30 protein-coding genes and 3 riboswitches are annotated in these 26,908 nt (G+C 34.2%); of the genes, 8 read left to right on the top strand and 22 right to left on the bottom strand.

What is annotated here, in order from left to right; all coding sequences use genetic code 11:
• Positions 1–105 precede the first annotated feature (105 nt).
• The 6 genes from ribH to MHH85_RS07365 form a co-directional block, all read right to left on the bottom strand.
• Positions 106–570 carry a 6,7-dimethyl-8-ribityllumazine synthase gene (ribH, locus tag MHH85_RS07390; RefSeq protein WP_038182497.1) on the bottom strand — a complete coding sequence of 155 codons (465 nt, stop codon included), beginning with the start codon at positions 568–570 and terminating at the stop codon, positions 106–108.
• A gap of 13 nt (positions 571–583) precedes the next feature.
• A complete protein-coding gene (locus tag MHH85_RS07385; RefSeq protein ID WP_038182498.1) occupies positions 584–1,774 on the bottom strand; it encodes a bifunctional 3,4-dihydroxy-2-butanone-4-phosphate synthase/GTP cyclohydrolase II in 1,191 nt (396 codons plus the stop codon).
• 18 nt (positions 1,775–1,792) lie between these two features.
• Entirely contained in the window at positions 1,793–2,431 is a 639-nt protein-coding gene (ribE, locus tag MHH85_RS07380) for a riboflavin synthase (RefSeq protein ID WP_340706494.1), read from the bottom strand.
• Positions 2,432–2,434: 3 nt separating this feature from the next.
• Complete coding sequence (gene ribD, locus MHH85_RS07375) at positions 2,435–3,520, bottom strand: bifunctional diaminohydroxyphosphoribosylaminopyrimidine deaminase/5-amino-6-(5-phosphoribosylamino)uracil reductase RibD (protein ID WP_340706493.1); 1,086 nt, start codon at positions 3,518–3,520, stop codon at positions 2,435–2,437.
• A gap of 134 nt (positions 3,521–3,654) precedes the next feature.
• Positions 3,655–3,788: riboswitch (FMN riboswitch) on the bottom strand.
• A gap of 127 nt (positions 3,789–3,915) precedes the next feature.
• A riboswitch (FMN riboswitch) is annotated at positions 3,916–4,049 on the bottom strand.
• A 147-nt stretch (positions 4,050–4,196) separates the two neighbouring features.
• Positions 4,197–4,330, bottom strand: a riboswitch (FMN riboswitch).
• A gap of 181 nt (positions 4,331–4,511) precedes the next feature.
• Positions 4,512–4,835, bottom strand: coding sequence for a hypothetical protein (locus tag MHH85_RS07370; RefSeq protein WP_340706492.1), 324 nt, complete (start codon positions 4,833–4,835; stop codon positions 4,512–4,514).
• A 278-nt stretch (positions 4,836–5,113) separates the two neighbouring features.
• Complete coding sequence (locus MHH85_RS07365; protein ID WP_340706491.1) at positions 5,114–5,311, bottom strand: hypothetical protein; 198 nt, start codon at positions 5,309–5,311, stop codon at positions 5,114–5,116.
• A gap of 212 nt (positions 5,312–5,523) precedes the next feature.
• Between MHH85_RS07365 and MHH85_RS07360 the strand changes: the two genes are divergently transcribed.
• From MHH85_RS07360 to spoIIP, 3 genes are all read left to right on the top strand, one after another.
• Positions 5,524–6,279, top strand: a complete 756-nt coding sequence (locus MHH85_RS07360; RefSeq protein ID WP_340706490.1) for a methyltransferase domain-containing protein — start codon at positions 5,524–5,526, stop codon at positions 6,277–6,279.
• Positions 6,280–6,486: 207 nt separating this feature from the next.
• Entirely contained in the window at positions 6,487–7,026 is a 540-nt protein-coding gene (locus MHH85_RS07355; protein ID WP_340706489.1) for an RNA polymerase sigma factor, read from the top strand.
• Entirely contained in the window at positions 7,016–7,936 is a 921-nt protein-coding gene (spoIIP, locus tag MHH85_RS07350) for a stage II sporulation protein P (protein WP_340706488.1), read from the top strand. The genes MHH85_RS07355 and spoIIP overlap by 11 nt, the downstream gene beginning before the upstream one ends.
• A 74-nt stretch (positions 7,937–8,010) precedes the next feature.
• Here the strand turns inward: spoIIP and MHH85_RS07345 are convergent, their stop codons facing one another.
• From MHH85_RS07345 to MHH85_RS07320, 6 genes are all read right to left on the bottom strand, one after another.
• Positions 8,011–8,874 (bottom strand): LysR family transcriptional regulator, encoded by an 864-nt coding sequence (locus MHH85_RS07345; RefSeq protein ID WP_340706487.1) that lies wholly within the window; start codon positions 8,872–8,874, stop codon positions 8,011–8,013.
• A gap of 163 nt (positions 8,875–9,037) precedes the next feature.
• A complete protein-coding gene (locus tag MHH85_RS07340; RefSeq protein WP_340706486.1) occupies positions 9,038–10,144 on the bottom strand; it encodes an ABC transporter permease in 1,107 nt (368 codons plus the stop codon).
• Entirely contained in the window at positions 10,141–11,397 is a 1,257-nt protein-coding gene (locus MHH85_RS07335) for an ABC transporter permease (RefSeq protein WP_340706485.1), read from the bottom strand. Before MHH85_RS07335 ends, MHH85_RS07340 begins: the two co-directional genes overlap by 4 nt.
• An 11-nt stretch (positions 11,398–11,408) precedes the next feature.
• Positions 11,409–12,341 carry an ABC transporter ATP-binding protein gene (locus MHH85_RS07330; protein WP_340706484.1) on the bottom strand — a complete coding sequence of 311 codons (933 nt, stop codon included), beginning with the start codon at positions 12,339–12,341 and terminating at the stop codon, positions 11,409–11,411.
• 132 nt (positions 12,342–12,473) lie between these two features.
• Positions 12,474–13,106, bottom strand: coding sequence for a response regulator transcription factor (locus MHH85_RS07325; protein ID WP_340706483.1), 633 nt, complete (start codon positions 13,104–13,106; stop codon positions 12,474–12,476).
• A gap of 3 nt (positions 13,107–13,109) precedes the next feature.
• Positions 13,110–14,201 (bottom strand): sensor histidine kinase, encoded by a 1,092-nt coding sequence (locus MHH85_RS07320; RefSeq protein WP_340706482.1) that lies wholly within the window; start codon positions 14,199–14,201, stop codon positions 13,110–13,112.
• A gap of 203 nt (positions 14,202–14,404) precedes the next feature.
• On the opposite strand from MHH85_RS07320, the gene MHH85_RS07315 reads away from it, so the two are divergent.
• Positions 14,405–15,256, top strand: coding sequence for a lipid II flippase Amj family protein (locus MHH85_RS07315; protein ID WP_340708139.1), 852 nt, complete (start codon positions 14,405–14,407; stop codon positions 15,254–15,256).
• A 197-nt stretch (positions 15,257–15,453) separates the two neighbouring features.
• Here the strand turns inward: MHH85_RS07315 and MHH85_RS07310 are convergent, their stop codons facing one another.
• From MHH85_RS07310 to MHH85_RS07295, 4 genes are all read right to left on the bottom strand, one after another.
• A complete protein-coding gene (locus tag MHH85_RS07310; RefSeq protein ID WP_340706481.1) occupies positions 15,454–15,999 on the bottom strand; it encodes a histidine phosphatase family protein in 546 nt (181 codons plus the stop codon).
• A 527-nt stretch (positions 16,000–16,526) separates the two neighbouring features.
• Positions 16,527–17,351, bottom strand: coding sequence for an alpha/beta hydrolase (locus MHH85_RS07305; protein ID WP_340706480.1), 825 nt, complete (start codon positions 17,349–17,351; stop codon positions 16,527–16,529).
• Between the two features lie 75 nt (positions 17,352–17,426).
• Positions 17,427–17,837, bottom strand: a complete 411-nt coding sequence (locus tag MHH85_RS07300; RefSeq protein ID WP_340706479.1) for a VOC family protein — start codon at positions 17,835–17,837, stop codon at positions 17,427–17,429.
• Positions 17,838–17,979: 142 nt separating this feature from the next.
• On the bottom strand, positions 17,980–18,609 hold the full coding sequence (locus MHH85_RS07295) for a nitroreductase family protein (protein WP_193739984.1): 630 nt from the start codon (positions 18,607–18,609) through the stop codon (positions 17,980–17,982).
• Between the two features lie 131 nt (positions 18,610–18,740).
• On the opposite strand from MHH85_RS07295, the gene MHH85_RS07290 reads away from it, so the two are divergent.
• The gene (locus MHH85_RS07290) at positions 18,741–19,085 is read left to right on the top strand and encodes a winged helix-turn-helix transcriptional regulator (protein WP_038182542.1); all 345 of its coding nucleotides are present in this window, start codon (positions 18,741–18,743) and stop codon (positions 19,083–19,085) included.
• 93 nt (positions 19,086–19,178) lie between these two features.
• On the opposite strand, the gene MHH85_RS07285 is transcribed toward MHH85_RS07290, so the two are convergent.
• The 4 genes from MHH85_RS07285 to MHH85_RS07270 all read right to left on the bottom strand — a co-directional run bounded on the left by MHH85_RS07285 (position 19,179) and on the right by MHH85_RS07270 (position 23,041).
• On the bottom strand, positions 19,179–20,345 hold the full coding sequence (locus tag MHH85_RS07285) for an MFS transporter (protein WP_340706478.1): 1,167 nt from the start codon (positions 20,343–20,345) through the stop codon (positions 19,179–19,181).
• A gap of 323 nt (positions 20,346–20,668) precedes the next feature.
• A complete protein-coding gene (locus MHH85_RS07280) occupies positions 20,669–21,022 on the bottom strand; it encodes a hypothetical protein (RefSeq protein WP_340706477.1) in 354 nt (117 codons plus the stop codon).
• 145 nt (positions 21,023–21,167) lie between these two features.
• On the bottom strand, positions 21,168–22,052 hold the full coding sequence (locus MHH85_RS07275) for an alpha/beta fold hydrolase (RefSeq protein ID WP_340706476.1): 885 nt from the start codon (positions 22,050–22,052) through the stop codon (positions 21,168–21,170).
• 320 nt (positions 22,053–22,372) lie between these two features.
• A complete protein-coding gene (locus MHH85_RS07270; protein WP_445684107.1) occupies positions 22,373–23,041 on the bottom strand; it encodes a hypothetical protein in 669 nt (222 codons plus the stop codon).
• 434 nt (positions 23,042–23,475) lie between these two features.
• Here MHH85_RS07270 and MHH85_RS07265 point away from each other — a divergent pair, with 434 nt between their 5' ends.
• Positions 23,476–24,390 carry an EamA family transporter gene (locus MHH85_RS07265; protein WP_340706475.1) on the top strand — a complete coding sequence of 305 codons (915 nt, stop codon included), beginning with the start codon at positions 23,476–23,478 and terminating at the stop codon, positions 24,388–24,390.
• 344 nt (positions 24,391–24,734) lie between these two features.
• Here the strand turns inward: MHH85_RS07265 and MHH85_RS07260 are convergent, their stop codons facing one another.
• Together MHH85_RS07260 and MHH85_RS07255 are read right to left on the bottom strand one after the other, a co-directional pair.
• Entirely contained in the window at positions 24,735–25,229 is a 495-nt protein-coding gene (locus tag MHH85_RS07260; protein ID WP_340706474.1) for a hypothetical protein, read from the bottom strand.
• A 594-nt stretch (positions 25,230–25,823) separates the two neighbouring features.
• The gene (locus MHH85_RS07255) at positions 25,824–26,063 is read right to left on the bottom strand and encodes a small acid-soluble spore protein Tlp (RefSeq protein ID WP_340706473.1); all 240 of its coding nucleotides are present in this window, start codon (positions 26,061–26,063) and stop codon (positions 25,824–25,826) included.
• A 254-nt stretch (positions 26,064–26,317) separates the two neighbouring features.
• Here MHH85_RS07255 and MHH85_RS07250 point away from each other — a divergent pair, with 254 nt between their 5' ends.
• Positions 26,318–26,728 (top strand): hypothetical protein, encoded by a 411-nt coding sequence (locus MHH85_RS07250; protein ID WP_340706472.1) that lies wholly within the window; start codon positions 26,318–26,320, stop codon positions 26,726–26,728.
• A 40-nt stretch (positions 26,729–26,768) separates the two neighbouring features.
• A complete protein-coding gene (locus MHH85_RS07245; protein ID WP_340706471.1) occupies positions 26,769–26,903 on the top strand; it encodes a hypothetical protein in 135 nt (44 codons plus the stop codon).
• Positions 26,904–26,908 lie beyond the last annotated feature (5 nt).

Below are 26,908 nucleotides of genomic sequence, written 5' to 3'. Positions count from 1 at the left end.
CACTAGGTATCATACCCTTGATTCTCATGTTAATGGATGCAAGCGGCATGTATAATGACTGATATGTAAATGGCACTTCTACAATATCGTAGAAGTGCCTTATTTTTAAAATAGACGCTTTAAATTAGCCATCTCAATTGCAGCAACTGCAGAATCATAGCCTTTATTGCCTGATTTCGTACCTGAGCGTTCGATTGCTTGTTCAATATTTTCTGTTGTGACTATACCGAAAATAACGGGTACATTTGTATTTAACGAAACATTGGCAATTCCTTTTGCTGCTTCATTGCACACATAATCATAATGGGATGTGGAACCACGTATAACCGTCCCCAAACCTATTACTGCATCGTAGTCACCTTTCTCTACCATTTGCTTTGCTATAAAGGGCACTTCAAATGCACCAGGTACCCACGCAACATCAATATTGTCTTCTGAAACGCCATGTCGTACTAAGCCGTCCATTGCGCCACCTAGTAATTTACTTGTGATAAACTCATTAAACCTACCTACTACAATACCAATTTTTAAATCTGTTCCAATTAATTGTGCTTCAAATACTTTTCCCATTTTAAGCTCCCCTTTACGAAATAAGATGATTCATCTTTTCTTTTTTAGTTTCTAAATAAAATAAATTGCTTGCTACAGCTTCAATTTCAATTGGCAATCTTTCGACAACTTCAATGCCATATGCTTTTAGGCTTTGTACTTTATCTGGGTTGTTCGTTAATAAGCGAACTTTTGAAATACCTAAATTTCTTAGCATTTGAGCTGCTAATGCATAGTCACGTGCATCTGCAGGAAAACCCAACTTTACATTGGCTTCAACTGTATCAAAGCCCTGCTCTTGTAACTCATAAGTACGTAGCTTATTGATCAAACCGATACCTCTACCCTCTTGCTGCATATACAACACAACACCCGCCCCTTCAGTCTCGATAACTTTTAAGGCCTGTTCCAATTGAGGACCACAATCACATCTTTCCGAATGAAAAATATCACCAGTTAGACAAGATGAGTGAACGCGAACAATCGGAGCTTCTACAATACTTACATCCCCTTTTACAAGGGCTACATGTTCGAACTTGTCGATGTCGTTTTCATAGCCAATCAAATTGAAATGGCCATAGCTTGTAGGAAGTTGTACATTAGCTGCTCTAGTGACTAGATCTTCTTGGATGTAACGATATTGAATTAAACTTTCAATCGTAATTATTTTTAACTGATGTTTTTGAGCGAAGTCTATTAGCTCTTGTCCAGTAGACATCTCTCCGCTATCCCCCATTATTTCACAGATAATACCAGCTGGAATTGCGCCGCATGCTTTCGCCAAATCAACTGCAGCTTCTGTATGACCAGGTCTTTCTAAGACGCCATTTCTTTTAGCAACTAACGGAAAAACGTGACCCGGTCTTTTAAAATCATCGGCTAATGCATTGGTATTCAATAAATGTTGAATCGTTTGTGAACGCTCAAATGCACTAATACCCGTCTTTGCATTACAATGATCAATACTTACTGTAAATGCCGTTTGATGGTGATCCGTATTATTGGACACCATTGGATGTAAATTGAGCTCTGTTGCGATTTTTTCTGTTATTGGTGTACAAATTAGACCTCTTGCATGTGTTGCCATAAAGTTAATATTTTCTGGGGTTGCATATTCTGCAAGTGCTACTAAATCCCCTTCATTTTCACGATTTTCATCATCAACGACTATGATCATTTTGCCTTCTTTTAAATCCTTTAATGCTTCTTCAATTGAGTGAAACATTGCTATACACCGCCCGTTTTAAAATCCGTTTTGTTGTAAAAAATCCATTGTAATTGCTGAAGTACTATCGTTATTCTGTAATTGATGAATAATGTATTTACCTAGCATATCTGTTTCGATATTCACTTGTTGTCCCGTTTCTTTAAGTGCAAAAATAGTTTCTTGATACGTATGTGGAATAAGAGATACAGTCAGTTTTTCAGGCTGTTTATCAAAAATCGTCAAACTTGTTCCATCAATTGCTACGGAACCCCTCGGTATACAAAAATGACTCAGTTCTCTAGTGATAGCGATGTCAATGTAGACTGCATTTGCTTGCTTTGTTTTTCTGATAATGGTCCCTGTCCCATCAACATGGCCAGAAACGAAGTGACCGCCAAATCGCCCATTTACAGCCATTGCTCTTTCTAAATTCACCAACTGACCTACTTTTAAGGCGTGCATTGTTGTCGCTTTCACTGTTTCTGGCATGACATCTAAACTGAATTTGTGCTGGGTAAAATGCGAAACGGTTAGACATACCCCGTTTACTGCTACACTATCGCCAATTTGCATATCCGACATGATGTCATGAGCTTCAATAGTAAGCTTCATACTCTCTGCATCTTTTTTCAGCTCAGTTATTTTTCCTTTTGCCTCAATAATTCCTGTGAACATACGCTATCCCCCTACTCTCGTAATCACTTTAATCACATCACCAATTCGATCCACTTGTTGCAGTTTTAGTGGGACAGCTTCTGCCATATTATTTACCTCTAAATCTCCCAACATCCCAATTCCATCATAGTCACCTACTAGTTTTGGTGCTATGTAAGTAATCATTTCATTGACTAGACCTGAATTGATAAAGCTTGTATTTATACGCTGCCCCCCTTCTACATAAAGGGTGACAATATTTCGCCTTGCCAGCTCTTGAAGTACGTCCTGGATTGCGATTGTTTTTGTTTTAAGTTGGATAATTTGTACATTGGCTTGTGCAAAGCGGGTGATTTGATCAGGGGTTACTTCAAGCCCAACAACAATCCATGTTTGCGTTGTTTGATCAGTGATAACCTTAGCTTTTATAGGTGTTCTTAAATGCGTGTCCAAAATAATTCGAATCGGTTGTTTTTTACTTTCTGTAAATCGATTTGTTAGTAATGGATCATCTGTTAACACCGTCCCAACACCAACTAAAATCGCATCCGTTTGCGCTCTTTTACGATGAACATCCTCCTGCACTTCTTTACCTGTGATATTTTCATTTTGTCCATGAACGGTAGCAATCTTGCCATCCAATGTAATAGCTTGCTTTAACGTAACAAAAGGCAACTTCTGTTTCATAAAGTAGAAATAGGCTTTATTTATTTTCACAGCCTCGGCTTCACAAAGCCCAACTTCCACCTCAATGCCAGAATTCTTTAGCTTTGCTACACCAGTTCCAGCTACTATGGGATTTGGATCAAGTGTTGCTACCACTACTTTTTTTATACCTGCATTCAAAATAGCCGTCGTACAAGGCGGTGTATTACCGATATGATTACAAGGCTCTAATGTGACATACATCGTGCTGCCACCTGCATTTTCTCCAGCCATGTTAATTGCATGAACCTCGGCATGCGCTGAACCTGCTCTAAGATGCGCTCCAAAACCGACTACATCACCATCTTTTGCAATGACCGCTCCTACTACCGGATTGGGCGAAGTTTGCCCCGCTCCCACTGCTGCTAATTTCAACGCAAAATCCATAAAATACTCGTCATGCATTGTGATAAACCTCCCTTTTTGAAAAATAAAAAACTCTCTAATTAAATTAGGGAGTTTGGGAGAGTTTTAGATAAACGCATTGCTAAATAAACCTAATGAAATACTAATTTTCAAAAGGAATTGCGTGTGATCTAGTTGTCCTTCTCCCATCCAGACTATACTGTCGGCTTTGGATTCGCACCAAATCCTGCTCTTATCAAGCTCACGGGCTTAGAAGCTTTACTTCATCACCGTCGATTGGGAATTTCACCCGACCCCGAAGGACGTACTTATTTAGTTTTTTCCATCAAAAAAACTCCATAGATTTCTACGGAGTTTGATAGGAGTTATGTAAAATATCATAAGCAAATAAACCTATTAAAATACAAGATTTTTAATAAGACTTCGATATTTTCTACATCCTTCTCCCATCCAGACTATACTGTCGGCTTTGGACTCACACCAAATCCTGCTCTTATCAAGCTCACGGGCTTAGAAGATTCACTTCATCACCGTCGATTGGGAATTTCACCCGACCCCGAAGGATATTACATATGAAATTAACAACAATACAATAACGTTTTAGGGCATCAAAAAAACCCCATAGAACACTACGGAGTTTGATAGGAGATATAAATTATCAATGCTAAATAAACCTATTAAATCTACATAAATTTAATAAGACCTTGATATTCACTACATCCTTCTCCCATCCAGACTATACTGTCGGCTTTGGATTCGCACCAAATCCTGCTCTTATCAAGCTCACGGGCTTAGAAGGTTCACTTCATCACCGTCGATTGGGAATTTCACCCGACCCCGAAGGATTATTATATTGTATGTAAATACCATAGCACTTTACTTATTTAAAAACTAGAGGTTTTTTAATTTCTATGGGATTGATTCAGAACATACTAAAATAAAATTCCTCATAAAAGCTTGATGTATTGGACTTTATAGGCCTGTTACATGTCACGGAAAAATGTAACATTTTTTATTAACCAACAACCGTTCACTGTATAGTTAAAGTAATAATACAAAAACCAAGGATAAAAACTATGGATATAAAAGTGATAAAACTCCATTTTTTCATTTCTAATTTTGGCCTAATTATGCTGTTTAAATTAATACAAGCCGGAATATAAATAGCCGTTGCAATGATAGAAAGAATTAAAAAAATACCTAGTAAACCATCATCGAATGTAGAGTCTACTCTCAATCCGAAAGAATGCGAAGCGTACATTATTGTCATGAACCATAATACACCTATAAAAAAAGATAAATAGCCGAGAAATAAGTTAACTATTACAGAAATAGAACGGTATCCTATTCTCATTATATCCTCCTTTTTATTAGTAAAATTACACTTTAAAAACCTCATCACATTGTTTTCTGTCGTAGTGTACATACTATGGATAATAACCTTAAACTATTATATAGATCGTTATAATATTTTATGTATATGACACAATGATATCGAATATTTACTAACATTTTCCCAACAGTTAAATTATCTGCTCTCATAACAAAATTTAAATACACCTAATAAAAAAGTACTACATATAAAAACAATTTAATATCGTTTTATATGTAGCACTCCTCTTTTCAACTTACTTATTCATTTATTCTTCTAGCATTATTTTTATTATTCGGTTTTTGTTTAGCTTCATGATTATGTTGTTTATGTGCTTCATTATTTTGTCCAACCACATCAAAATCATCTGGACTCAAATCAAACCCATAACCAAATTCTTCACGACCTAAGTCATTATTCTTTTTCGCTTTATTTTTTTCTTGGTTGTTATTCGCCATTAATAATCACCTCCATCCAGTTTAATTTGTTCATTTTCTTTTGATTTATTCTTAGTATTTATTCAGTAAATTTGACTTGAGATAACGCTTTGAAATAAAACGGTTCCTTATTAACCTTTTAATTCCAAATCGTTATCAAAAATCCGCTTTTTAATTATTTCAATTTCATTCCAATTAGCAGTATAGTTTTCTTAAGAAAAGGAGTGAGCAGAATGAATAGTACTTGGAATGCAACTTTATATGATTCAAAGCATCAATTTGTTTCTAAATATGGTGAAGGATTAATTTCCTTTCTTAATCCACAAGCAGGTGAACAGATTTTAGATGTCGGTTGTGGTACAGGTGATTTAGCTGCACAAATTGCAGAGTCAGCTGCAAAAGTCATTGGGATTGATCAGTCAGCATCAATGATTGAACAAGCAAGTCAAAAATTTGAGCATATTCCCTTCCACGTCAAAGATGCGCAAAACCTTGGTTATTCAAACCAGTTTGATGCCGTTTTTTCTAACGCTGCGTTACATTGGATGAAATCTCAAGAAAAGGCCGTTGCAAGTATTTATGAAGCATTAAAAGATGGTGGACGTTTTGTCGCTGAATTGGGTGGAAAAGGTAATATTCAATCTATTGTAGATGCAATTCAACAATCATTTCGTGAATTAGGTTATGAATACAAAGCAGAAAAATTTCCATGGTATTTTCCAAGCGTGGCCGAGTATGTTGCTTTACTAGATGAATATGGTTTTAATGTTCACTATGTAGAATTATATAATCGTCCTACTGAATTATCTGGGGAAGATGGTATTTTAAACTGGCTGAATATGTTTAGTGACAGTCTACTTGAGCATTTGACCAAAATTGAAAAAGAAAAAGTTATTAAACGAACAGAAGAACATTTAAAAACCACACTATACCAAGACGGAAAGTGGATTGCGGATTATTACCGTCTCCGTGTATTAGCTACAAAATAAAAAGAGTCGCCCATTTGAAAATTGGGCGACTCTTTTTATTCCTCCTCTACTATTTGCAAAAAGAAGTTAAACTACAAATGAATATGGATGTTACACTACTAAAAGAAACAAATGATATCCCACATATTAAATGAATAGAAAATATTTGTAACTTTTCTTATAGTTCAAACGATTAATATACGAATACATAATTGAGGAGGGAGAAATTTGATCAATAAAGAGAACTTGGAAGACAGTATTATTGATATATATAATCACCATTACTTAGATGTATATAGGTTTCTAATTTGTTTTTCAGGTAATCAAAATGATGCTGAGGATATGACGCAAGAGGTCTTTCTACGAGTCTTGAATAATTTACCTAGCATTAACAGAATAAACAATTTAAAAACTTGGATATTTTCTATCGCAAAACATGTAGCTATTGATCATTATCGAAAGAAAAAATTTGCCACTCTCTTTACAGATGGATTCTTTTTGAAGTTTAAATCAACTAACACAGAACCTAATGAATTATTCGAACAATCCGAACTGAAAAAATCTGTTCATTTCGCTATTTCAAAACTAAAACCAAATTTTAGAACGGTCGTTATTCTAAGAGGTATAAACGAAATATCTATTAAAGAAACAGCTGAAATACTGCAATGTAGTGAATCCAAGGTAAAAGTAGATTATCACCGAGCATTAAAAGAGCTCAAAAACAAATTAAATACTGATATAGAGGAGGTATTTATTAATGCAAAATGATAAAGATTTATTTGATTTAATCAAAAAAACGTATCCTCTTAATCCAAGACCGGATTTTGTTTCAACTACTGAAGCAAAACTAAGACAAAATGCAAGTAAGCTAAATAGAAAACAGGCTTATAAACGTTTATCTATTGCCTTTAGTGGGTTAATCATATTTGCTATAGCTATCTTTTCAATTATATCTTTTAAAGGTATTTCCTTAATAGATCCTACCCTATCTTCTATCGATAAATCACAATCTGCATCTGTAGTTAATAAACAAGAACCATCTATCTATATTTATCAACCTTCTGTTTATATATATCATTCACATAATTATGAATCCTTTTATTCAGAAATAGATGCTAATGAACAAAAACGCTTTTATGATGAAATAAAAAATATCAAATTAGTCGGTAAAAGGCTAAGTAAGAACTTAAATGCCACCAACATCAGAACTATTCAAGAATCCAGAGATATTACAAGTATTCTTAAAGATAGAGGACTCGCCCTTAATAAGACGTATACAGTTTCAAGAGAAATTCTAGAAGATACGCTGAAAAAGAACAAAAACATTCAAATGGTGTTTGATATACACAGGGATTCAGCTGATAGAGATGTTACAACAATTAATATAAAAGGAAAAGACTTTGCTAAAGTAGAATTTGTCATCTCCAAATCAAATGTCAACTATGAAAAAAATTTAAAGTTCGCTAATCGTCTTCACAATAAAATAGAAAAAAAATACCCTGGTCTCTCAAGAGGTGTCGTAATAAAAAACAACCCAAAAGATCAAAGCACCTACAACCAAGATCTCGTAAATAACATGGTACTATTACAAATTGGTGGAGTGGAAAATACACTACAAGAAGAGTATAGAACGACAGACATCTTTGCTGAGATCCTTAAAGAGATAATCGATAACTAATAAGAACCTATTTTCGATATTCAAAACAGAGATAGATAAAGCCAGATATACTAGCTTTATCTATCCCCCAATTTTTAAGTCCCATAAATTGATTTGCATAATTCATAAAGATATTCTGTCTCTACTGAGCTATGCTTTGAGATAAAATATGTTTTAGATGTACAGGTATTAAGTATATTTGACGCTAATAATGCTAGCCTGTCATCTTCTAACTCCTTGCGTACTACACTTTTCGGTAAAAATGCTACACCTATTCCTTCTAGTATCATTTGTTTTATAGCCTCTGTTTGATTCACCTTCATATTAGTAGTATGAGGAAAATGTTGTTGCAACTGACGGTTAACTTCATCCCAATAAGGGGCGTATTCATGAGTCAATACTTTTTCATGTCGTATTATTTCTACCATATCCATACTTTCCAAATGTTTTGGAACAACACAAACAATAGGCTCATCAATTAAACAGTTAAAGCTTAAAGCTGGATTTACAGGTTTTATCTTTGACAAACCGACATGAGATTGTCCTGATTGAATACTATTCGCAACCTCATTTGATTTAACGATTTCCACACGCACACTCACATGTGGCATGTGTTTTGAAAATTGTTTTATAATAGATGGCAGCATAGAATTAGCAATTTGAGGTGCCACTGCTATCGTCAGCTCCCTCTCAAAACCTTCTACATATTGCTGAAACCGATGAATCCCTCCCTCATAAGTGTCAATAATTTCCTGGGCAATAGGTAAAAACATTTCACCATTTTGATTTAAGCGAATGGATCTATTTTGCCTTACAAACAACTGTATATTTAAGCTTTTCTCTAAGCTTTGAATATGTTTAGTCACAGCTGGTTGTGAAATAAACAGTTCTTCAGAAGCAAGACGTAAATTTTCATATTTTGCAGCTTTAATAAATGATTTTAACCATTGAGTCTCCACGTTTTCCTCCTCTAAGTTTATTTTATAATTTGATTGGAAGCTAAATGTTCGCTCATTAAAATACCAATTATTTCATTATAACTCATAAAGTACTTCCAAATTGTGATTATTGAATTATAAAAAGGGTACTCACATACAAAATGTAAGCACCCTTTTCAAAAGACTATATTTGTTCCTTTTTCTCTAACACATTTATCCCTATGCCCATGAAGATGATCGTCATGAACATTAATATACTAAATGGTAATAGTAAATCTGATAGGGAACTACTGTTAACTGTGACACCATTTAATAAATCAATTCCGTATTTTATCGGAGAAATTTTTGATAAGGCTAACATTATTTTCGATGTTACGATTTCAAGCGGCCAGTACGCTCCACCAAGCATGGCTAAAGGAACTGCTAGTACCGTCATAAAGGCATTGAATTTACCAGGTGTATTCGCAATTGCAGCTATGAATATGGAAAGTGACACTATACAAAGTACATATGGAATGACAACAATTAAGCTCTTCCAGTAGCCACCATAGAAATCGACACCCACAGCGAAATAGAATATAGAAAGTACGAGGGTAATTTGTAAGTATCCTAGCAAGAAACTATAAGTTAAATTCGCTAGATAGGCTTTCCATTTTGGAATAGCTGACACAGTTATCCTTTCCCAAATCCTATCCCTACGTTCTATAACGATATGATTAACGCCACTTGCAATCGTATAAATTACCATGAATAGTGTAAAACCAAATAAGCTACGCAACTTTTGATCAAACTTTATGCCATTTTCATTTCCTAAGTTTTTATAGCCAATATTAAAACTTGGTTCATCTTGAATTTTCTCTATTTTACTTGTTATTTGCCCTTTTTGTTCATCGGGAGTTGATTGAATTATCGCATGCTTTATTAATATTTGACTGTAAATCCCATTCAACTCATTCCCCAACATCGGAGCATTCATAAAATCTGGTGCTACGATTAATTTATACCCATCATCTTTTAAAGATATAGCAACATCAACTTTGCCATCTTTGACTTCTTTAATCGCCTCATCCTCTTCGTACATTGTGAAATCATATTGCGATAATTTTTTTAACTCTTTCATAATTACTGACTGCTGTTCGTTATTTAGTGTAGAAAATAAAGCAATAGGTTCCTTTGTTACTTGGCCTTGACCCATTAAATAAGTAAATATACAAATGATAATAGTTGTTACAATATAAGCAGCAGGCTTTCTTCTAAATAATAAAAATTTCGTCTTTAAAATATTCATCATGATATGCCACCTCTTCTAGGAAAGAGTACAAACGCTATAACTAGGAGACCCATGCCTAACATACTTAAGTTGAAGACTTGCTCTTGAATATCAAAAAACGTCGCATTTTGCTGCAGTTTCAAATAAGCTTCAAGTGCTGCTCCATTCGGTGTCCATTTCCCAAGTGATGTTAAAAATGACGATAGCTCACTTACTGGTATGAAACTCCCTCCTACTAAGGCAAGAATAGATATGATTGCAGCTGAAAATATATTTGAAGCTCCAGATGAATTGTTTCTATAATTAATCGCTGACAATAATGCTGCTAAAGCACCTACAATAACGGCTAGTAGAAAAGTAATAAGAACATATAATCCAAACTGTTCAAATTGAATATCAAACATAAAATGTGAAACCGTAAACAAAATAGTCATCTGAATCATTGCTAATAGAATAGTTGATACAATGATGCTACCTAAATACGTTATTGGATGAATTCGTGCTAATACAATCCGATCAAAAATATTCATATCTTTTTCTAAAAAAGCCAAACTTGCTATAGTACTAGCCATATATAAGATGAACATGACACTCATACTAAATGTATAATAAATTTTTGATGAAATGTTCTTTTGGTTAGCTATCGTCTCAATCTCCGACGTCACTACAATTTTAGGGATCGTTACTGCAGTATCTAATTTACTGGAACTACTCAACTGTGATAGTAAAGAATATTGTTGTTGGAAATAATCGAGCATGCTTTTAGTTATCGATGAAGTAACAGGCTGGTCTTCATCTAAATAGACATTTAATGATGGTTTACTTCCCGATAAAAAAACGGACGATAAATACTCATCAGTGAAATTCTTTGGAACATCGATAATTACGTCATAGTTACCACTTTTCCTTGCCTTTTTAAGTTCATTCGCATTTAGTTTTTTAACTGTAACAAATTTCTTCATTTCTGCATTTCCCGTCAATTGATCAAGCAACAAAGTTACTGGGAGCATTTGTTTTAAGTTTCCCTTCAGCTTCTCATCAATTGGCATGCTTTCATTTGCCTTTTTTATAAAGGATTCGAGCTGCGCTTCTTCATCATCATGTTGAATAACAGCTATATCCAAATCTAACATTTCACTATTCCCGTCCATTATTGGTCCAAGAGCTACACTTAAAATTGTAATTAATACAACAGGCATTAACAGAAGAACTAGTAACTCTAAAGGGTTTCTACTCAATATTTTTAATTGTTTTACAATAAGCGCAAAAAACACTGGCTCTCCTCCTAATTTCGTAATGCTCTACCTGTTAAGTGTAAGAATACATCTTCAAGACTCGGCTCCTCTATTTGAAAGCTATTTAATGCCACATGATGTTGATCACATAATGTTAAAATCATAGGTAGAAAATTTGTATCTTTTGCTACTGTAAAAGTAATCTCCTCATCTTTTGCTAATATATTCGAAGACATCGGATTCAAAGTTAAATCCTCAACGAGTTGTTTAGAAGGTCTTTCAAGTTTAAGACGCACGGTTTTCTCAGAAGATAGAATAGCTTTTATCTCATCTTTTGTACCAGATGCAATAACCCTTCCCTTATCAATAATGTAAATGCGATCACACAAAAATTCGACTTCTTCCATGTAATGACTTGTGTAAATAATTGCTGTATTGGATCGTTCATTTAGTTTTTTCACGGTCTCTAAAATATGATTTCGTGATTGCGGATCAATGCCTACAGTTGGTTCATCCATGATTAAATATTCTGGCTCATGTAATAGCGCCACTCCAATATTTAAACGACGTTTCATACCACCTGAGTAGTGTTTGACCAGTTTTTTATTTTCATCTTGTAGGCCAATTTCTTCTAATACAATTTCAATTCTCTCTTTCAATTTATCTTTTGGCATTTTATGAATACTGCCAAAGAAATGCAGATTTTCTCTAGCCGTTAAATCACTATATAATGCAATTTCTTGTGGTACGACCCCCAACACCTCTCGCAAAGAACCTTGATCATTTATAATGCTTTTTTGGTTTAGTAATACATCACCCTTTGATGGTTTGATAAGCGTTGATATCATAGCAATCGCTGTCGATTTTCCCGCACCATTTGGACCAAGTAACCCCACAATCTCACCTGGCTCAATATATAAATTCACATGATCTACCACATTTACTTTTTTAAATGTTTTTGTTAAATCCACTACTTCTATCATAAATTACATCCCCTCTCTCCTTAATTACACTATAAATAAAATCATACTCCTTGCCGACTAGCTAACGTCATCAATCGATATGACCTCAGTCACATAAAAAAGCGACGAGTTAATCGCCGCTTCTTTCATTACTCATACGAGATCATTTTTTACAGCATAAATGGCTAACTGTGTACGATCCCTTAAATCAAGTTCCTGTAGAATATGTGTCATATAATTCTTAACCGTACCAATTGATAAAAACAATTCTTCTGATATTTCTTTGTTTGTCTTACCCTCACCTACTAGCCTAACTATATCAAGCTCTCGTTCAGTTAAGGTATGAACTGGTTGTGATGGCGACGATTTTCTTAATAACTTAGGCATCAACTTTGCTGCAACATCCTCATGTATTACAAGGCCTCCTTCAAGGACACTATGGATGGCACTAATTAATTTATGTGGTTCTGCAGATTTCAACAAAAATCCATTTGCCCCATCTTTTAATGTTTCAAACGCATAATCCTCGTCATCAAAAGTCGTCAACACTAAGACTTTAATTTGCGGGAATCGATTGCGGATCCTTTTAGTTGCTTCTATCCCATTCATTTCTGGCATTCTGACATCCATTAATACGAGATCAATATGATGATTTTCAAGTGCAGCCAGTGCTTCAACTCCATTACTTGCTTCCGCAACGATTTCAAAATCTGGCTCTTGCTCTACAATCATTTTCAGCCCATTGCGCACAATAGCCTGATCTTCAACAATCAAAATATGTACCATTCGCTATTCCCTCTCTTTTATTGGAAATGTACCTTCAACTATAAAATGATCTTCGGTCCGATTGACACGAAGTTCGCCTCCGATTTCTTCTACTCTACCCATCATATTCGTGAGTCCGAATCCGAATTCAAAAGCCTTTAGTTTCAACACTTTATTTTTCACTATAAAATGGACCTGTCTTAATGAATTTTGTCTTAATATTACTTCTACTTCTTTCGAATCACTATATTTCATCGCATTCGTCAAGCTTTCCTGGAGTACGCGGTAGAGAACGATACTCTGTCTATTGGAAATCGGTAAAGATAACACACCTTTTTCAAATGTAAAGCGAATTTGTAAGTGACTCTCCATTTCAAGCTTTCTAATTAATTGAATAACAGATTGAATACCACTTACTTCAGTCGTTTTCAGTTGCCGCACTGCATTTCTCGTTTCATCTAAACTATCTCTAGCCAATTCTTTTATGTCATTTATGCCTTTCATATTATTCTCGATGGATAGAACCTCTAACTGCATTAACAAAGCTGTTAACTTATGTCCAACTGAATCATGTATATCTCTCGCCATTTTCGTACGTTCTTCTGCTCGAGCTAATTGTTCTTGCTCTACAAAAGAGCGCTTTAACGTTCGATATTCCCCTAATAATCCTGTATATAGACCACTTTTTTCTTTAATACTCCAAAAAAGTTGGCTTACAAAATAAGAACTTATACAAATCGAAATAAATAACACAAAACTAATAAAAGGAACAAATTTCAATAAAGTAATTGCTATACAGATGAAAACAAGCGAACTTATGTAAATTGTGTGTTCCCGATGTTTTAGTTGAAAAGCGCCCTCCATTATAAAAAAAGCATACAGGGGCAGTAGATAAACAACATCAATTGAAAGTGCCACTCCTATTGGGATTAATAACACCATGATGAGATAATTAATGATAGGTATTTTACTAAGTGGGATTGTAAAATATAAGCACAAAATAGCTGTGGCTATTATGATTGCGTTTGTTACAGGCCCATCATTCAGCAAGATATGTATTAAAAATATGCCTATCGTAAAAAGTAACGCAATATAACGAATAATCAATGCTTGCACTGTTACACCTCACTTTTATTTGTAGTATCTCACTCTTTTAATTACTTCTATTATTAAGACATGAATGTACAAAAGCAAAACGAAGTAATTCTGCTTTACGGCACAAAATTGTTATAGTGTCACATGTAATAATAACAAAATATGGTATCAATAAAAATATCTATTCGTTGCTTATGTCTAAAATCAGTTTTTATTGTTTGGTTATGCTAATATATCATCTAAGAGAAGGTGATTTTATTTCAGAACTATTTACTGAGAAATTAATATTCATTGCACTGTTTATCTTGATTATCCATTGTATCGAAACACTTGCATACGCTGTTCGATTATCGGGTGCAAGGGTTAAACTGCTTGCTTCTGCTTTATCCTTATTTAACTTGATGGTCATGGTTTCGAGGCTTGCTAATATGATGCAGCAACCTTTTACTGGAAGTCTAATTGATAAAGCTCCAACAGAAAACACACTCGAATTTGTCGAAAGTCAATTTAGGATCATTATTGCCTCTTCAACAATAGGGACTATCATCGGGATTCTATTGCTCCCAACTTTTATCGCCATTTTTTCTAGAGCAATTATCCATTTAGCCGAAGAAAGAGGCTCCATTCCGTCGCTAATTAAAAAGGGATTCACATTTGCATACATAAAGCGCGGACTAAAGCATATCCACTTCCCGAAACTTTCTTATGTAAAGGATATACGATTAAAAGATATTCCAGTAAAATTATTTTTCATCAATATGGTCATCACAGCTATCTACACAATTGGCGTATTATCCGCTCTGTACGCCGGTTTGATCGCTCCAGAAAGAAAAGCGACAGCAATAATGGCCTCAGGTCTTATTAACGGGGTCGCTACGATCTTGCTTATCATCTTTATTGACCCAAGAATATCAATTCTTGCCGATGATGTCATAAATCAAAGAGGCAGTTATTCGAATCTTAAAGGTATGTCAATTATGATGATGACTTCCCGATTGTTCGGCACTTTGCTAGCACAAATCTTTTTCATTCCAGGAGCTCATTATGTAGCTTGGTTTACAAAGTTTATTGTTTAAACTTGTAATGACTTAAATTAAAACCATTCATTATTATTCGCCGCTCGAAAAAATAAGCGTATTCGATCTAAAACTCGAATACGCTTATTAATGTAGCTATAGAATGCATTATTGAACTAACACTCCCCCGTTACTTTAAGTACATTTCTTCACATACTTTTTTTTAAAAGGTGTTAATCAAGTTTGAACAGATATATCTAACTCCCTAATTTACTTAAATCTGATAAAGATAATCGACTAACTACTTCATAACCGCATCCTATCCCTCTAGGTTTTACAATAACTGTCCCCAAATTTGGTATTTGACCTAAACTTATTCCTTCTGGGAAACTATGAGCAATAATAATATTATTTCTTCCCTCTTCTGGCTTTGATTCTAGCACTAACTGTAGATAATTCAGTATTCTTTGTCTGTCCGTACTTGGTAAATTTTCACTCAGCCTATAAATTTCAACCCAAAAGGGATCAACTTGAACATTCCCACTCCCAAATGCTATCTGTGCTGTTTCAATGGTCCTACAAAAAGGACTTGCAGCTACAGGATATTTAATCGGTATTCGTAAACATCGTAGAATTTCTCCATAGTAAATAGCCTGCCTACGTCCCATTTCAGAAAGATTTCTTTGGGTTGAACAGTTTTGAAAATTTATATTAGGTAAATCTCTTCCAACGGTTGCCTCCCCATGCCTTGCATAGAATATAAATCCTCCTTTTCTAAGGGAATCAAGTAAAGATCTATTCAAGCAGTCTTCTCCTCCCTTTTACACAACTTAGTTTACTGCTAATGTATGTTGGACTACTTGGATTATTAACATATAAAAAAGAAACGGAAATAATAAAACCTTTTCCGTTTGTTTTTATGATTAAAGCATAGATAATTTTCGTATGAAATAATTTAAATGGGCCTCATCAGTTTTTCACCTATGGCACCTGTTACTACAATAAAGAGGTTTTTTTCTTCTTCCACTTAACTTCACCACTAGATTAAGTACCTTACTTCACAAGTGTAACAGTAACAGTAACATAAATATCCAGTAAAAAAATCACCTTATAAAATAACTTAAGAGGAAATGGTTTAATACGGGTTAGATTCTGGACCAACTCTAATTTAATACAACATTAATTTATTAATAACATTTAACAGCGCTTATACAACACCAACTCAAAAAAATTAGACCATCCATCTTCTAATTTGAAGATAAATGGTCTAATTTTTTTAGTAATTCCCTCTAAGCCTTTAATTTTTAACGATTTCCTTACATTGTCTCTATTAAGCCAAAAATGTACTGATATACTCTAGCCCTCTTTTATCTTGTACATGGGCATAATGATCACCCTTTAACATTTGAACTTTTACTTGATTTGATTTTATTCCTTCCACTTCCTTCTTTACTTTTCGTTGCGCAGCTGCTGGACTATTTTCTCGATTTCCGTAAAGAAGCAAACAAGGCATTTGAATTGTTTTTAGGATTTTAGGTGGATTGCTCCTATAAGCCGCTAACAACAAACTAATACCAGATAAATTACTTGATCGTTGGTTTTCAATGGCTTCTCTAATAAAAGGACTATCTTCAAATTTAAACTTTTCAATAACTTTCTTAATTTCTTCCTCTGTTTTTGGCTTTGATACTTGCTCATCATCTAATTCTTTCCCTAGTAAACCTTGTCCAAATAGTTTATGGCAAATACTTATGATAGGTAAGAAGTATCCAGTTTTACCAAACATTTTAACAGGGAAACGATTAACCCTATCATATCCGATATCTAAAAGAATCAGTCGATCTACTTTCTTGGGATAATAGAATGCATATGCTAAACCAATAATTCCCCCTAATGAGTGACCGATAATAGCAACTTTATCTAAATGATTCTTTTCGATATAGCCTTGAAGCCAATCAGCCATATCTCTTTCTGTCACTACACCTTCAATTCCAGTACTCTTCCCGATACCAGGTAGATCAATCATATGTGTCGTAAATTCCTTTTGTAATGCATCCGCTATAGGCATCCCCATACTTCCTGACCATCCAGTACCAGGAAGAAAAATAGCAACCTTATTACCTTTTCCACTTATGGTTGAATAATATTGTAGCATTGTGTCCCCTACCTCTATCTATGTCAGATTTTCATTATCTATGCTCGATGAATAAGATCTTTACCTAGTTACTAATCAATTTTTGATTTCTAAAAAATTTGGACTCAATTCACTCCACACATCAAATTTATTCCCATCTAAATCAGCAAATACAAAGTTTCTTCCAGCATGACCTCTATTTTCAATATTCCCTACTTGCATTTCTCTTCCCATAAAGAAGCTATGTAATTCTTCCAAAGCATTAAGCCCATTTACCTCAAAAGTCATCGAAAAACATTTATTGCCATTAATATCGATGAAATTCGAACTTTGATTCTCTTCTGCCTTTACTAAGAAAAAGCTTTGATTGGCTAGATTAAGAATTACCTTCTCTTCGTCTTGATAGCTCAGTACAGCACCTAAATTGTTTACATACCACTTTGCAGAAATGTCTACATTAGTTACTGGAATATAAGTAGTTCCAACACGTATTAACTTATTATTCATTATCTAAACTCCCTTCCATTTGTACTTTATATAATTCTATTAATAAAGTCATTTCCCTCTTTTGCCCATTTTTATAAAAATCCACAAAAAAAAACAGCAGAAACAAATAAGTTTCTGCTGATTCTTTAACTTGCAATGTTATTTAGATAAAACGAGCAATATCTTCTAGTGGTAAACGAGAAGAACCGAATGCTGGTGCTGCTGCTTTACCGATAGCAATTAATACGATTGGGAATTCATTCTCAGGTAATTCAAATCGCTCTGCAAATTTCACTTTATCAAATCCGCCCATTGTTACTGTATCGAAACCTTTTTCTTTTGCGATCAGCATCAATTGCATTGAAATTAGACCTGCATCAAAAGATGCGATACCTTGTCTTACTTCTAATGGTGCTGCTGGGTACATACGCATTGTATTGTTGACTGTGATGTTCTTCTGTTCTTCACCCATATGGCCTTCTTCTACATTTTGTGTGTAGATTTTTTCTACGTTTTTGTACATTTCAGCATCACCTAAAACGGCAATAACTGCTGAAGACGTTTCAATTTGTTCTTGATTGTTACCAATTGCACGAAGTTCTTTTTTCGTCTCTTCATCTTGAATAACAATGAATCTCCATGGTTGTAGGTTACTTGAAGATGGTGCACTAGTTGCTTCTTTAATGATTTCTTCTAGTTGTGCTTGAGTCATTTTAAAAGTCGGATCGTATTTACGAACTGATTTTCTGTCTTCCATAATTGTATATAAGTTTTTTTCTGTTGTAGTTGTCATTATATTTCCTCCCAAAACTTACTTAAGGTAAGTTGATAAATAAATCTTACCATTAGTAAGTTTATACGTCAATATAAAAGTTTTATATGTTACAATAGAGGAAAATGCATTCATATGCGGGAGGTTGTATTATGACTCAACCGAATTGTACACATAAATGTAGTAGCTACCATCAAGCAATCGAATTTATCGGAAAACGCTGGATGGGGATGATTATTTATTCTCTGTTGTCAGGTCCTAAACGTTATCACGAAATTCATACTTTAATTCCTGGAATTTCTGACCGCTTACTAACAGAACGCTTAAATGAATTAGTAGATGCTGGCTTAATCAATAAAAAGCTAATTGACTCTTCCATTAAAAAAGTAGAATATGAGTTAACACCAAACGGTTTGGCATTTAATGATGTCATTGTATCTATTCAGAAATGGATTGATCTATGTGATTTTGAAAAGCAAACGAATGAATCAAAATAGTTATAGCATTTCTTATTATCTAATAGTACGCAAAAAGCCATTCATCTAAATAAAAAATAGATGAATGGCTTTTGTTTATTTCATACTAGAAATTTATATATTTTTCAACTTTTTCTCTTTTAAATAATCTTTATAGACTAAAATAGCTACAACAATAAAACTTAGACTAACAATCCTGAATATCATCTCTAAACTAATCCATTCAGCTAAGATACCTAATACAAACGCGCTAACTCCTAAACCAACGTCAAAACTTGAAAAGAAGGTTGCGTTTGCTGCGCCACTTTTTTCTTCACTTACTTTTTGAACCGTCCATGTTTGTAAACATGGCATAACCGTTCCATAACCTGCTCCAAATAAAATCGCTGCTATTATTAGACTAATATCATTTGATGCATAAGACAGTATAACAAGTGATAAAAACCCTAACATAGCTGACACGATGATGATAGACCACGGTCCTTTTTTGTCATACCATTTCCCAGTAAATGGGCGTATTAAAGTTGCTACAGTTGCATTGATAAGAAAGAATAGGAAAATATGATCTATCCCCTTTTGCTTTCCAAAAAGAACTAAGAATGTAATAACCGCTCCAAAACCAAGTGTTGTAATAACTGTCAGTAACGCTGGGAACCACACTTCTCTTTCAAAAATCATATCTAAAAATCGAAATGGTTGCTTCTCGCGCTTTACAGTTGTAGGAGATGCTTTTACAAATTGAAGCGCAATTACTGCCAATAAACTAAGTACTACGGAGGACCAAATTAAAACATCGAAGGAAAAAGACTCATATATAAGGATACCGATACTCGGTGAAATGATAGCCCCGACCGTTGTAGAGATAGAAAAATACCCCATTCCTTCTCCTAACCGTGACTTAGGAATTAAATCGACTACCATTGTACTATTGGCTGTGGTTGATACCCCCCACGCTGCACCATGGAAAATGCGTAACAAAAGAAAAAGCCATACAAAATTAAGAAATGGATACAGCATTGTAATAATCATTAAAGCTGCACTTGCACCAATGGCTAGACTTTTTCGTTGGTTATCGATTAAATAGTACCCTACAAAAGGTCTGATTAGAACAGCACCTATCGTAAATAATGTTGTTACTAGACCTACTTGAATGGTAGATGCATTAATACTTAACAAATAGGCTGGCAAAATAGGGAGCAACATATCAAACCCTATAAAAACTAAAAAGTTACTAACAAATAAAAATATAAATGGTTTACTAAAGATTCTTTGATTTTTCATATAACTATTCCTCGCTTCTAAATTATTCTCTAAGTTAGAAGCGTTAAGATCACTGAAACGTTTTTCAATTGTCTAAGGTTTTTAGTCAATTGATTCACCCTCTTTATTTAATAATATTTGGACAAAGATAATTTTTAAAGTATATCAAACTTTAACATTATAAACAAATTACTTTTTTTAACAACTCTATCGTGACTTTACATATAAGTAGAGATAATAAAGCAGTTTTATTTTGTATGTAGAAACACAGTAAGCATCTATCAGTCACTAGATAGATGCTTACAATTTTCGAATTTTCGAACGTAAATCGTTAAAAATAGCTACTAATTAAAATTAGCTATTCGGAAATGGAACCAATGAATTCCTACTACATTAGGAGATGAACAAACACCTTCAAATTGTACACGATTATTTTCATATATAACTGGTCCAATGACATTTATATCGTTGGCCATTTGATTGGACAATCGAAGAACCTCAAACACTGATATTTCTGGTTCTTCAATCATGAGAGGGGTCTCGCAATTTAACTCAAACAATGTTTCATCTTTCCAATATGGTTGTAGAGATACTACTTCAATATCCCCAATTTCTTGTTTTACTCGCTTGATGACCTTTTGAGCCTTCTCTTTCGACGTTGCTTTAATATACATACGCCAACTAATAGTCTTAAACATTTTTGTCTCCTAAAAAATAATTACTCTGTTTTTTTCTACACTAACGAATATTGAAATATTCATTCCTTTATTATACAAGCCTCTAATACTGGCTAATTTAGGCTCGTTCTTGCTTTGGTCATTCAATAAATGATTTTACCACACGTCAGTCCCTGCCCGCCTCGTAAATCTTCTGCGCCAGCATAGCGGGTCTTGTTCGCGAATCAGTAAAGTGGTCGCCGTCTCCGACGATTAAACGAGACTGGCCAAGCCGTATGGACATATGCGGATGCCAGCCGAAGCCCTCTCCTTGTGGTAATGCGTTGTCTTGGTAGAAATAGAGATAGCTTTTAGGAATAGACAAAGCATAGAATGCTTTAAGATCCAGCTTCTCGAAAAGCGGCTTAGCCGGTTCAGGAGTGACGCTTAAATACATCTGTTTGGCTTCGTCCAATGTGGCCGTATTGACGAAAAAATCTCGAAACAGTGGAAAAGGAAGCATAATAGTATCGTCCATTGAGCCAGCTCTGAGCTGCTCGAAACTTTGCCTCATTTGAGCCGGAAACTCGTCGACAACCGATTCGCCGTCTTTTAGTACGAACGCGTCCCAAAAGACAAGGCGCTTTATGCGATCCGGTACCTGTTCTGCAACCTTTTGGATGACAGTTCCGCCGAAGCTGTGCCCGACGAGAACAAAGTTGCGTAGATTCAGTTTCGTTATAAAATCAACGACGGACTTCGTAATCATCGCATGTGTGACATTTTTGTTCGGATCTTTCCCGTGACCAGCATATTCTGGCGTATAGACGGCATGCCCTTGACTGCGCAGCACCGCCGCTACGCCGTCCCAGAAGTGAGCGTCAGCCCAAGAACCATGCACAAGCACGAAAGTAAGTCGTTGCTGTGCGGGTAAAAAGTATCTTTCATCCGATTCGAGGGCACGATTACAGGTCAACCACCCTTCATAACAAGGGGGGAAATTATATCCGCAGTGCATAAATCTATAATCTGGAAAAGGGAAATGATGATTTTCTTGGAGATAAGGAAACATGTATAAGACATCCTTTCAAATCGACATATATTATCAGCTTATGCCCACTGCAATTGAGAGGTTCCCACACTCAATTCGCCGAAAAATACTGCAAGAAAGAAGAATGGAGGAACTGGATTAAGGATACTGATTCCAAACTGTGAAAATAACAATTTTGTAGAAAAGGCAATTGTTTTAACCACGACCCCGACAACCAATATAATAGAGCTCACCGTAATCGGTCTGTCTTCAGTGATAGCTCTCCCCATTTTGTTGTTTTGGTTGAAAAATAAAATACCCTCCAAAAAAATCCTTGGAGAGTATCGTAATCTGAGTTATTTCTAAAACCGATAATGGAATTGCATAATAATAGCTGTTGAAATCATATCTGCCATTTCCAGTGCTTCTGCTTCGATTTTATCAAAAATTTCAATATCTAATTTATAGTTTTTCTGAATCATAGTAACTGCTTCGTTTTTAGTTAAAGCTAAATGTGAATAAAACATTTTACGAAATTCTTCTTTATTTATATATGGATTTATACTACTTAAAAAAGATGTAATCTCATCTGCATTACGATACCATTCTTTTTCTTTAGCATCTGCTGTTTTTGTATCACCCTTTACAGCAGCAGTAACTAATTGTGCGGCTATTACTAAATGTTCTTTAATAAGCTCAGCATAACGATCGGCGATTTGATCACCATAATAAGGACGGAGGCAATTCCCTAAATCGGTAGCATTTTGTAAAAGTCGATCTTGTCCGAATGGTAAATCTGGCAAGCCAAAAACAATACTTATAATAGTCATCCTGGTCCAGTTGACATGTTCCATCCAAAGTAACCGATTCATACTTATATAATCAGCTGCTGTCTTACTGATACAACGATAGTTATTGTAGTTTGAATTTTGGTTCAAAAAATGTCTAATGGGTGCGGTATATTGTGAGTATGGTTGATTATAATTCGCTATTACAGGATGCGAGTAGAACCCATTTGAATAAGGGCACACTGTACATTCACTCCTTTAATTTGTGGAAACCTAAATTAGGTTCTTTCATTAGGATACTCAGTAACAACACTAAATGTGAAATGACTCTACAACCTAACCATTCATCATTATAAAGTGATTCAAGACAGATTATATTAAATCAAAACTATTAAAAAAAACTCTCCTAAAAGCCTATCAAATCGGATAAAATAAAGATTTCAACTCTTATTATTTAGTAGAATGTAACATAAACTAGTGCCAATTAACTTCTCCCTATTTTCTCATACAAAAATAGTTGTTGACACCCAGTAAAGTTTTGTTTACAATTTTCTTAATTTGATACGCAAACTCACAAGAATTCGTGAGTGGCGGAATTTTGTAGAGTTTTAACTCTGTTTCATTCGCCCGTCGTCTATAAATAGACGACGGGATTTTTTATTTTTTGGAGGGATTTTTTGAATAAATTGAAGTTTTCTTTAGTAGTTTTATTAGGAGCCTGTAGCTATGGAGTCCTATCTTCCATTCTTAAAATTGGATTTTTAAATGGATTTTCATTTTCTGAACTTTTAGGTGGACAATATATATTTGGCTGGTTTGGACTATTATTACTTGTTATTACCTTTTCTCGTCATAAAGTATCCTCAAAAAATATATTATCGTTGTTAGCAGTTGGGACAACAATGAGTTTAACAAGTATTTTTTACGGACTTTCTGTAAAAGAATTACCTGCATCGATCGCTATTGTGTTGTTATTTCAATTCACTTGGATGGGTGTTCTAATTGAAGCAATTGCCAATAAAACTTTTCCAAGTCGTGAGAAGGTATTGTCCATTCTCATTTTATTTGTAGGAACGGTGTTTGCTGGTGGTATATTTGATGGATTAGGACAGCAATTATCTATAAAAGGAATTATCTTTGGTTTACTAGCAGCTATAACTTTTTCCTTATATATATTTGCAAGTGGACGTGTTTCTACTGAAGTTCCAATCTATTCGAAAAGCTTTCTTATGACAACAAGTGCAACACTCTTTGTTTGCTTAATATTTCCCCCGACATACTTGATTGATGGTACACTGCAGGCTGGATTATGGAAATATGCTTTAATCCTAGGTTTCTTTGGTGTTGTTATACCAGTTATATGCTTTTCCATTGGTGTACCAAAAGTAGGGACAGGCCTTGGTACAATTTTAGGAGCTGTCGAACTCCCAACAGCAGTTATCGCTTCTATTACACTTGTTCATGAAGTCGTATCGCCTTTACAATGGGTTGGAATCATTTGTATTTTATCCGGAATTTTCATACCTCAAATGTTAAAAGTAAAAAAAGAAAAGAAAAAATTCCGTTTTCGTGAAGAAACTACAGAACTGTAGGCTAGGTAACTATGAAGTTCCACTAACTAAAATCAACTTTTGATGTTTTCAAAAAAGAATCCATTTTGAACAAACCTTTTCAAAACGGATTCTTTTTATTTGATACAAAATATTTCATAATACTACTTATATTAGTTTCATTTTCTCAACAGAAACAATTAAACATCATGCCTCATATGTATTCCCCAAAAATACTCTGGTCACTGTACTAGTTTAATCAAATCATCTGTACTGTTAGCTAAACCAACCTTTTTCTTATAGCCGTCTCTAATCCCTCTCCTCTATATAATAAACTCGAAGAATAGTTTATAGGACTAACGCATTTTATGTATTTTGTGCTTCTTTTAAATAACTTCAAATTCCATTTTCCTCATACGTTCTTTTCTAAATATTTCTTTAGCATCTTTATAATTCACTGGAACAATAGGACGCATTATAGCACTTAACCTAATACTCGATTCTATAACATCTACACACGTATATTCTAACAATCTATAAAAGTATCTATTTTGGTTTACAGTTACAGGTAATATGTTCCCTAACTTAAAATCACATATACGCGGATCCTCAAACTTACACTGAATACTTACCTCTATTTCATCTTTAGGCCTAGATTTTATAAACTCAGTATCATGTGGTATAAATTGATTTTTAGTAAGATCTTGAACTATATAAACTATCTCAATCATTTTTTCTTGCGTAATCTCAAAACACTCAATACCTAAAATCAAATAGTATTTCTCGTCGATTACACTTACTTCACCAATTTTCTTTGTACTCTCAAAAGGATAAAAACTAACTTTCATTTTTCTGATTACACCCAAATCTATATCAAGCAATATTACCACCTCATTTATAATTTTCCATTTATCAAAAGCTTGTTTCATTTATAACCATAACTTATGTAAATATTTATTTGCCATCATACTTTGTTTTGTACAAAAATGTATTTCAATCATATTTACACTTCTTATACCTTTACCCGTTTTCTTCATTCTCGAACCATCTGAGAGCATTTTAGATTTAAACAAATTTATTCAGAATTACTTTTATAGCGTATTTTATTTACCGGAATAAAAAAGTATCTATTCTGATAATTCTATCTAATAAAAGTGAATTAGTATATACAAATATTGTAAAGGTATAAAAAAATAGTTAAACCTCCGATATTCCAATATAATGATAGATTGATCTTCATTCAACATTCAAAGAATATATAAAGTAGCTAAATAAGAAAAGCGGCTAGTGAAAATTTTCGTTTACCAAAAGTTTCACTAGCCTCAAATGATTTGATTATGAATTCTTATTGGGAGACTCCTGCGTTTTTCAAGTAAATATAGCCTATCAATTATAATTATTACAACAATCTGAGTAAAAGAAAAGCTGAGATAAATGTATATAAAATACTATTAGCTCAGCCTCCATTCTCCTATTTATAACTGATTTTTTCTTTCTTCTGCTTCAACTTTGTCTTGCATTTCCTTTTTCTTTACATATAATTCTTTGTTACGACGTTGATTTTTTTCTTGGAGATTTTCAAGTTCTTCTCCACTAGCAAATTCCATACTGATTTCTGCTTCACGAATATTTTTTTCCGTATTTTCAATCATGCTTTGTACGCTTGCCGCACTATTCGACTTGTTATTAGACTTTGGAAAAAGTTGTTCTGTCATTTTTTGACCTCCTCATTAATTTAATTATTACTGTATTAGTTTGTTTTTCTTTGTACACTTTATACTGCAATAAAAAAAGAAAGCCAGCCTTTGATAGATTCCAAACAACTCCATTAGTAAAAATTATTGAACTGAATTGCCTAAGAAAATTTGAACTCTGATTCGGTCAAAATTACACCTCTTACACCTAACGTCAATTTAATTCATAAGATAAGATAAGGTAAGATATACACTTTTGGTTAGGAGGAATCCAATTGTATTACAGTCCTTATCCATATGTTCTTTATGCAAATCACTATCCACAATGGGGCATGGCAAATCATTCTTCACCTACTCAAATCTCTAGACAATTAGCAATGCCAACGAACCCAACAAACTCCAGCACATTTCCACCTGTAAATACACATAAGTTTAAGACTTCAGCAAAAGAGATACAGACCCTTATGCAACAAGCTCATCTGCTTGTAGATAAGATATCAGTTTCAGAGCAATTTGCACATGATTTAATAAACGCCGCACAGCTTTCAAATAATACTGAAGTAGACAGATTAATTGCATCTACAGGAATCACCATTAAATTCGATTCTAAATATACACCAGACAGTATTCGAATTAATTTGACTCAAAATGGTTGTTGTGGACTATCGATCATTTTAAATTGGTGACTTAAGAATTTACAAACATAATACCGAATATCAGCGCTACATGAATGAGATGGTAGCGATTCGAGCTGAAAATAAGGAGCTAAATGAGCGATTAGTAGGGTTAGAAAGCAAGCAAGATGCTACTATAAAGGCTATTGAATCGGATAACGAAGGTAATGAACGAATTTATAAATGAAATTA

The organism is Viridibacillus sp. FSL E2-0187 (assembly GCF_038006425.1).
GTDB classification, from domain to species: Bacteria; Bacillota; Bacilli; order Bacillales_A; family Planococcaceae; genus Viridibacillus; species Viridibacillus arvi.
This window is presented reverse-complemented; position numbering and strand designations above follow the sequence as displayed.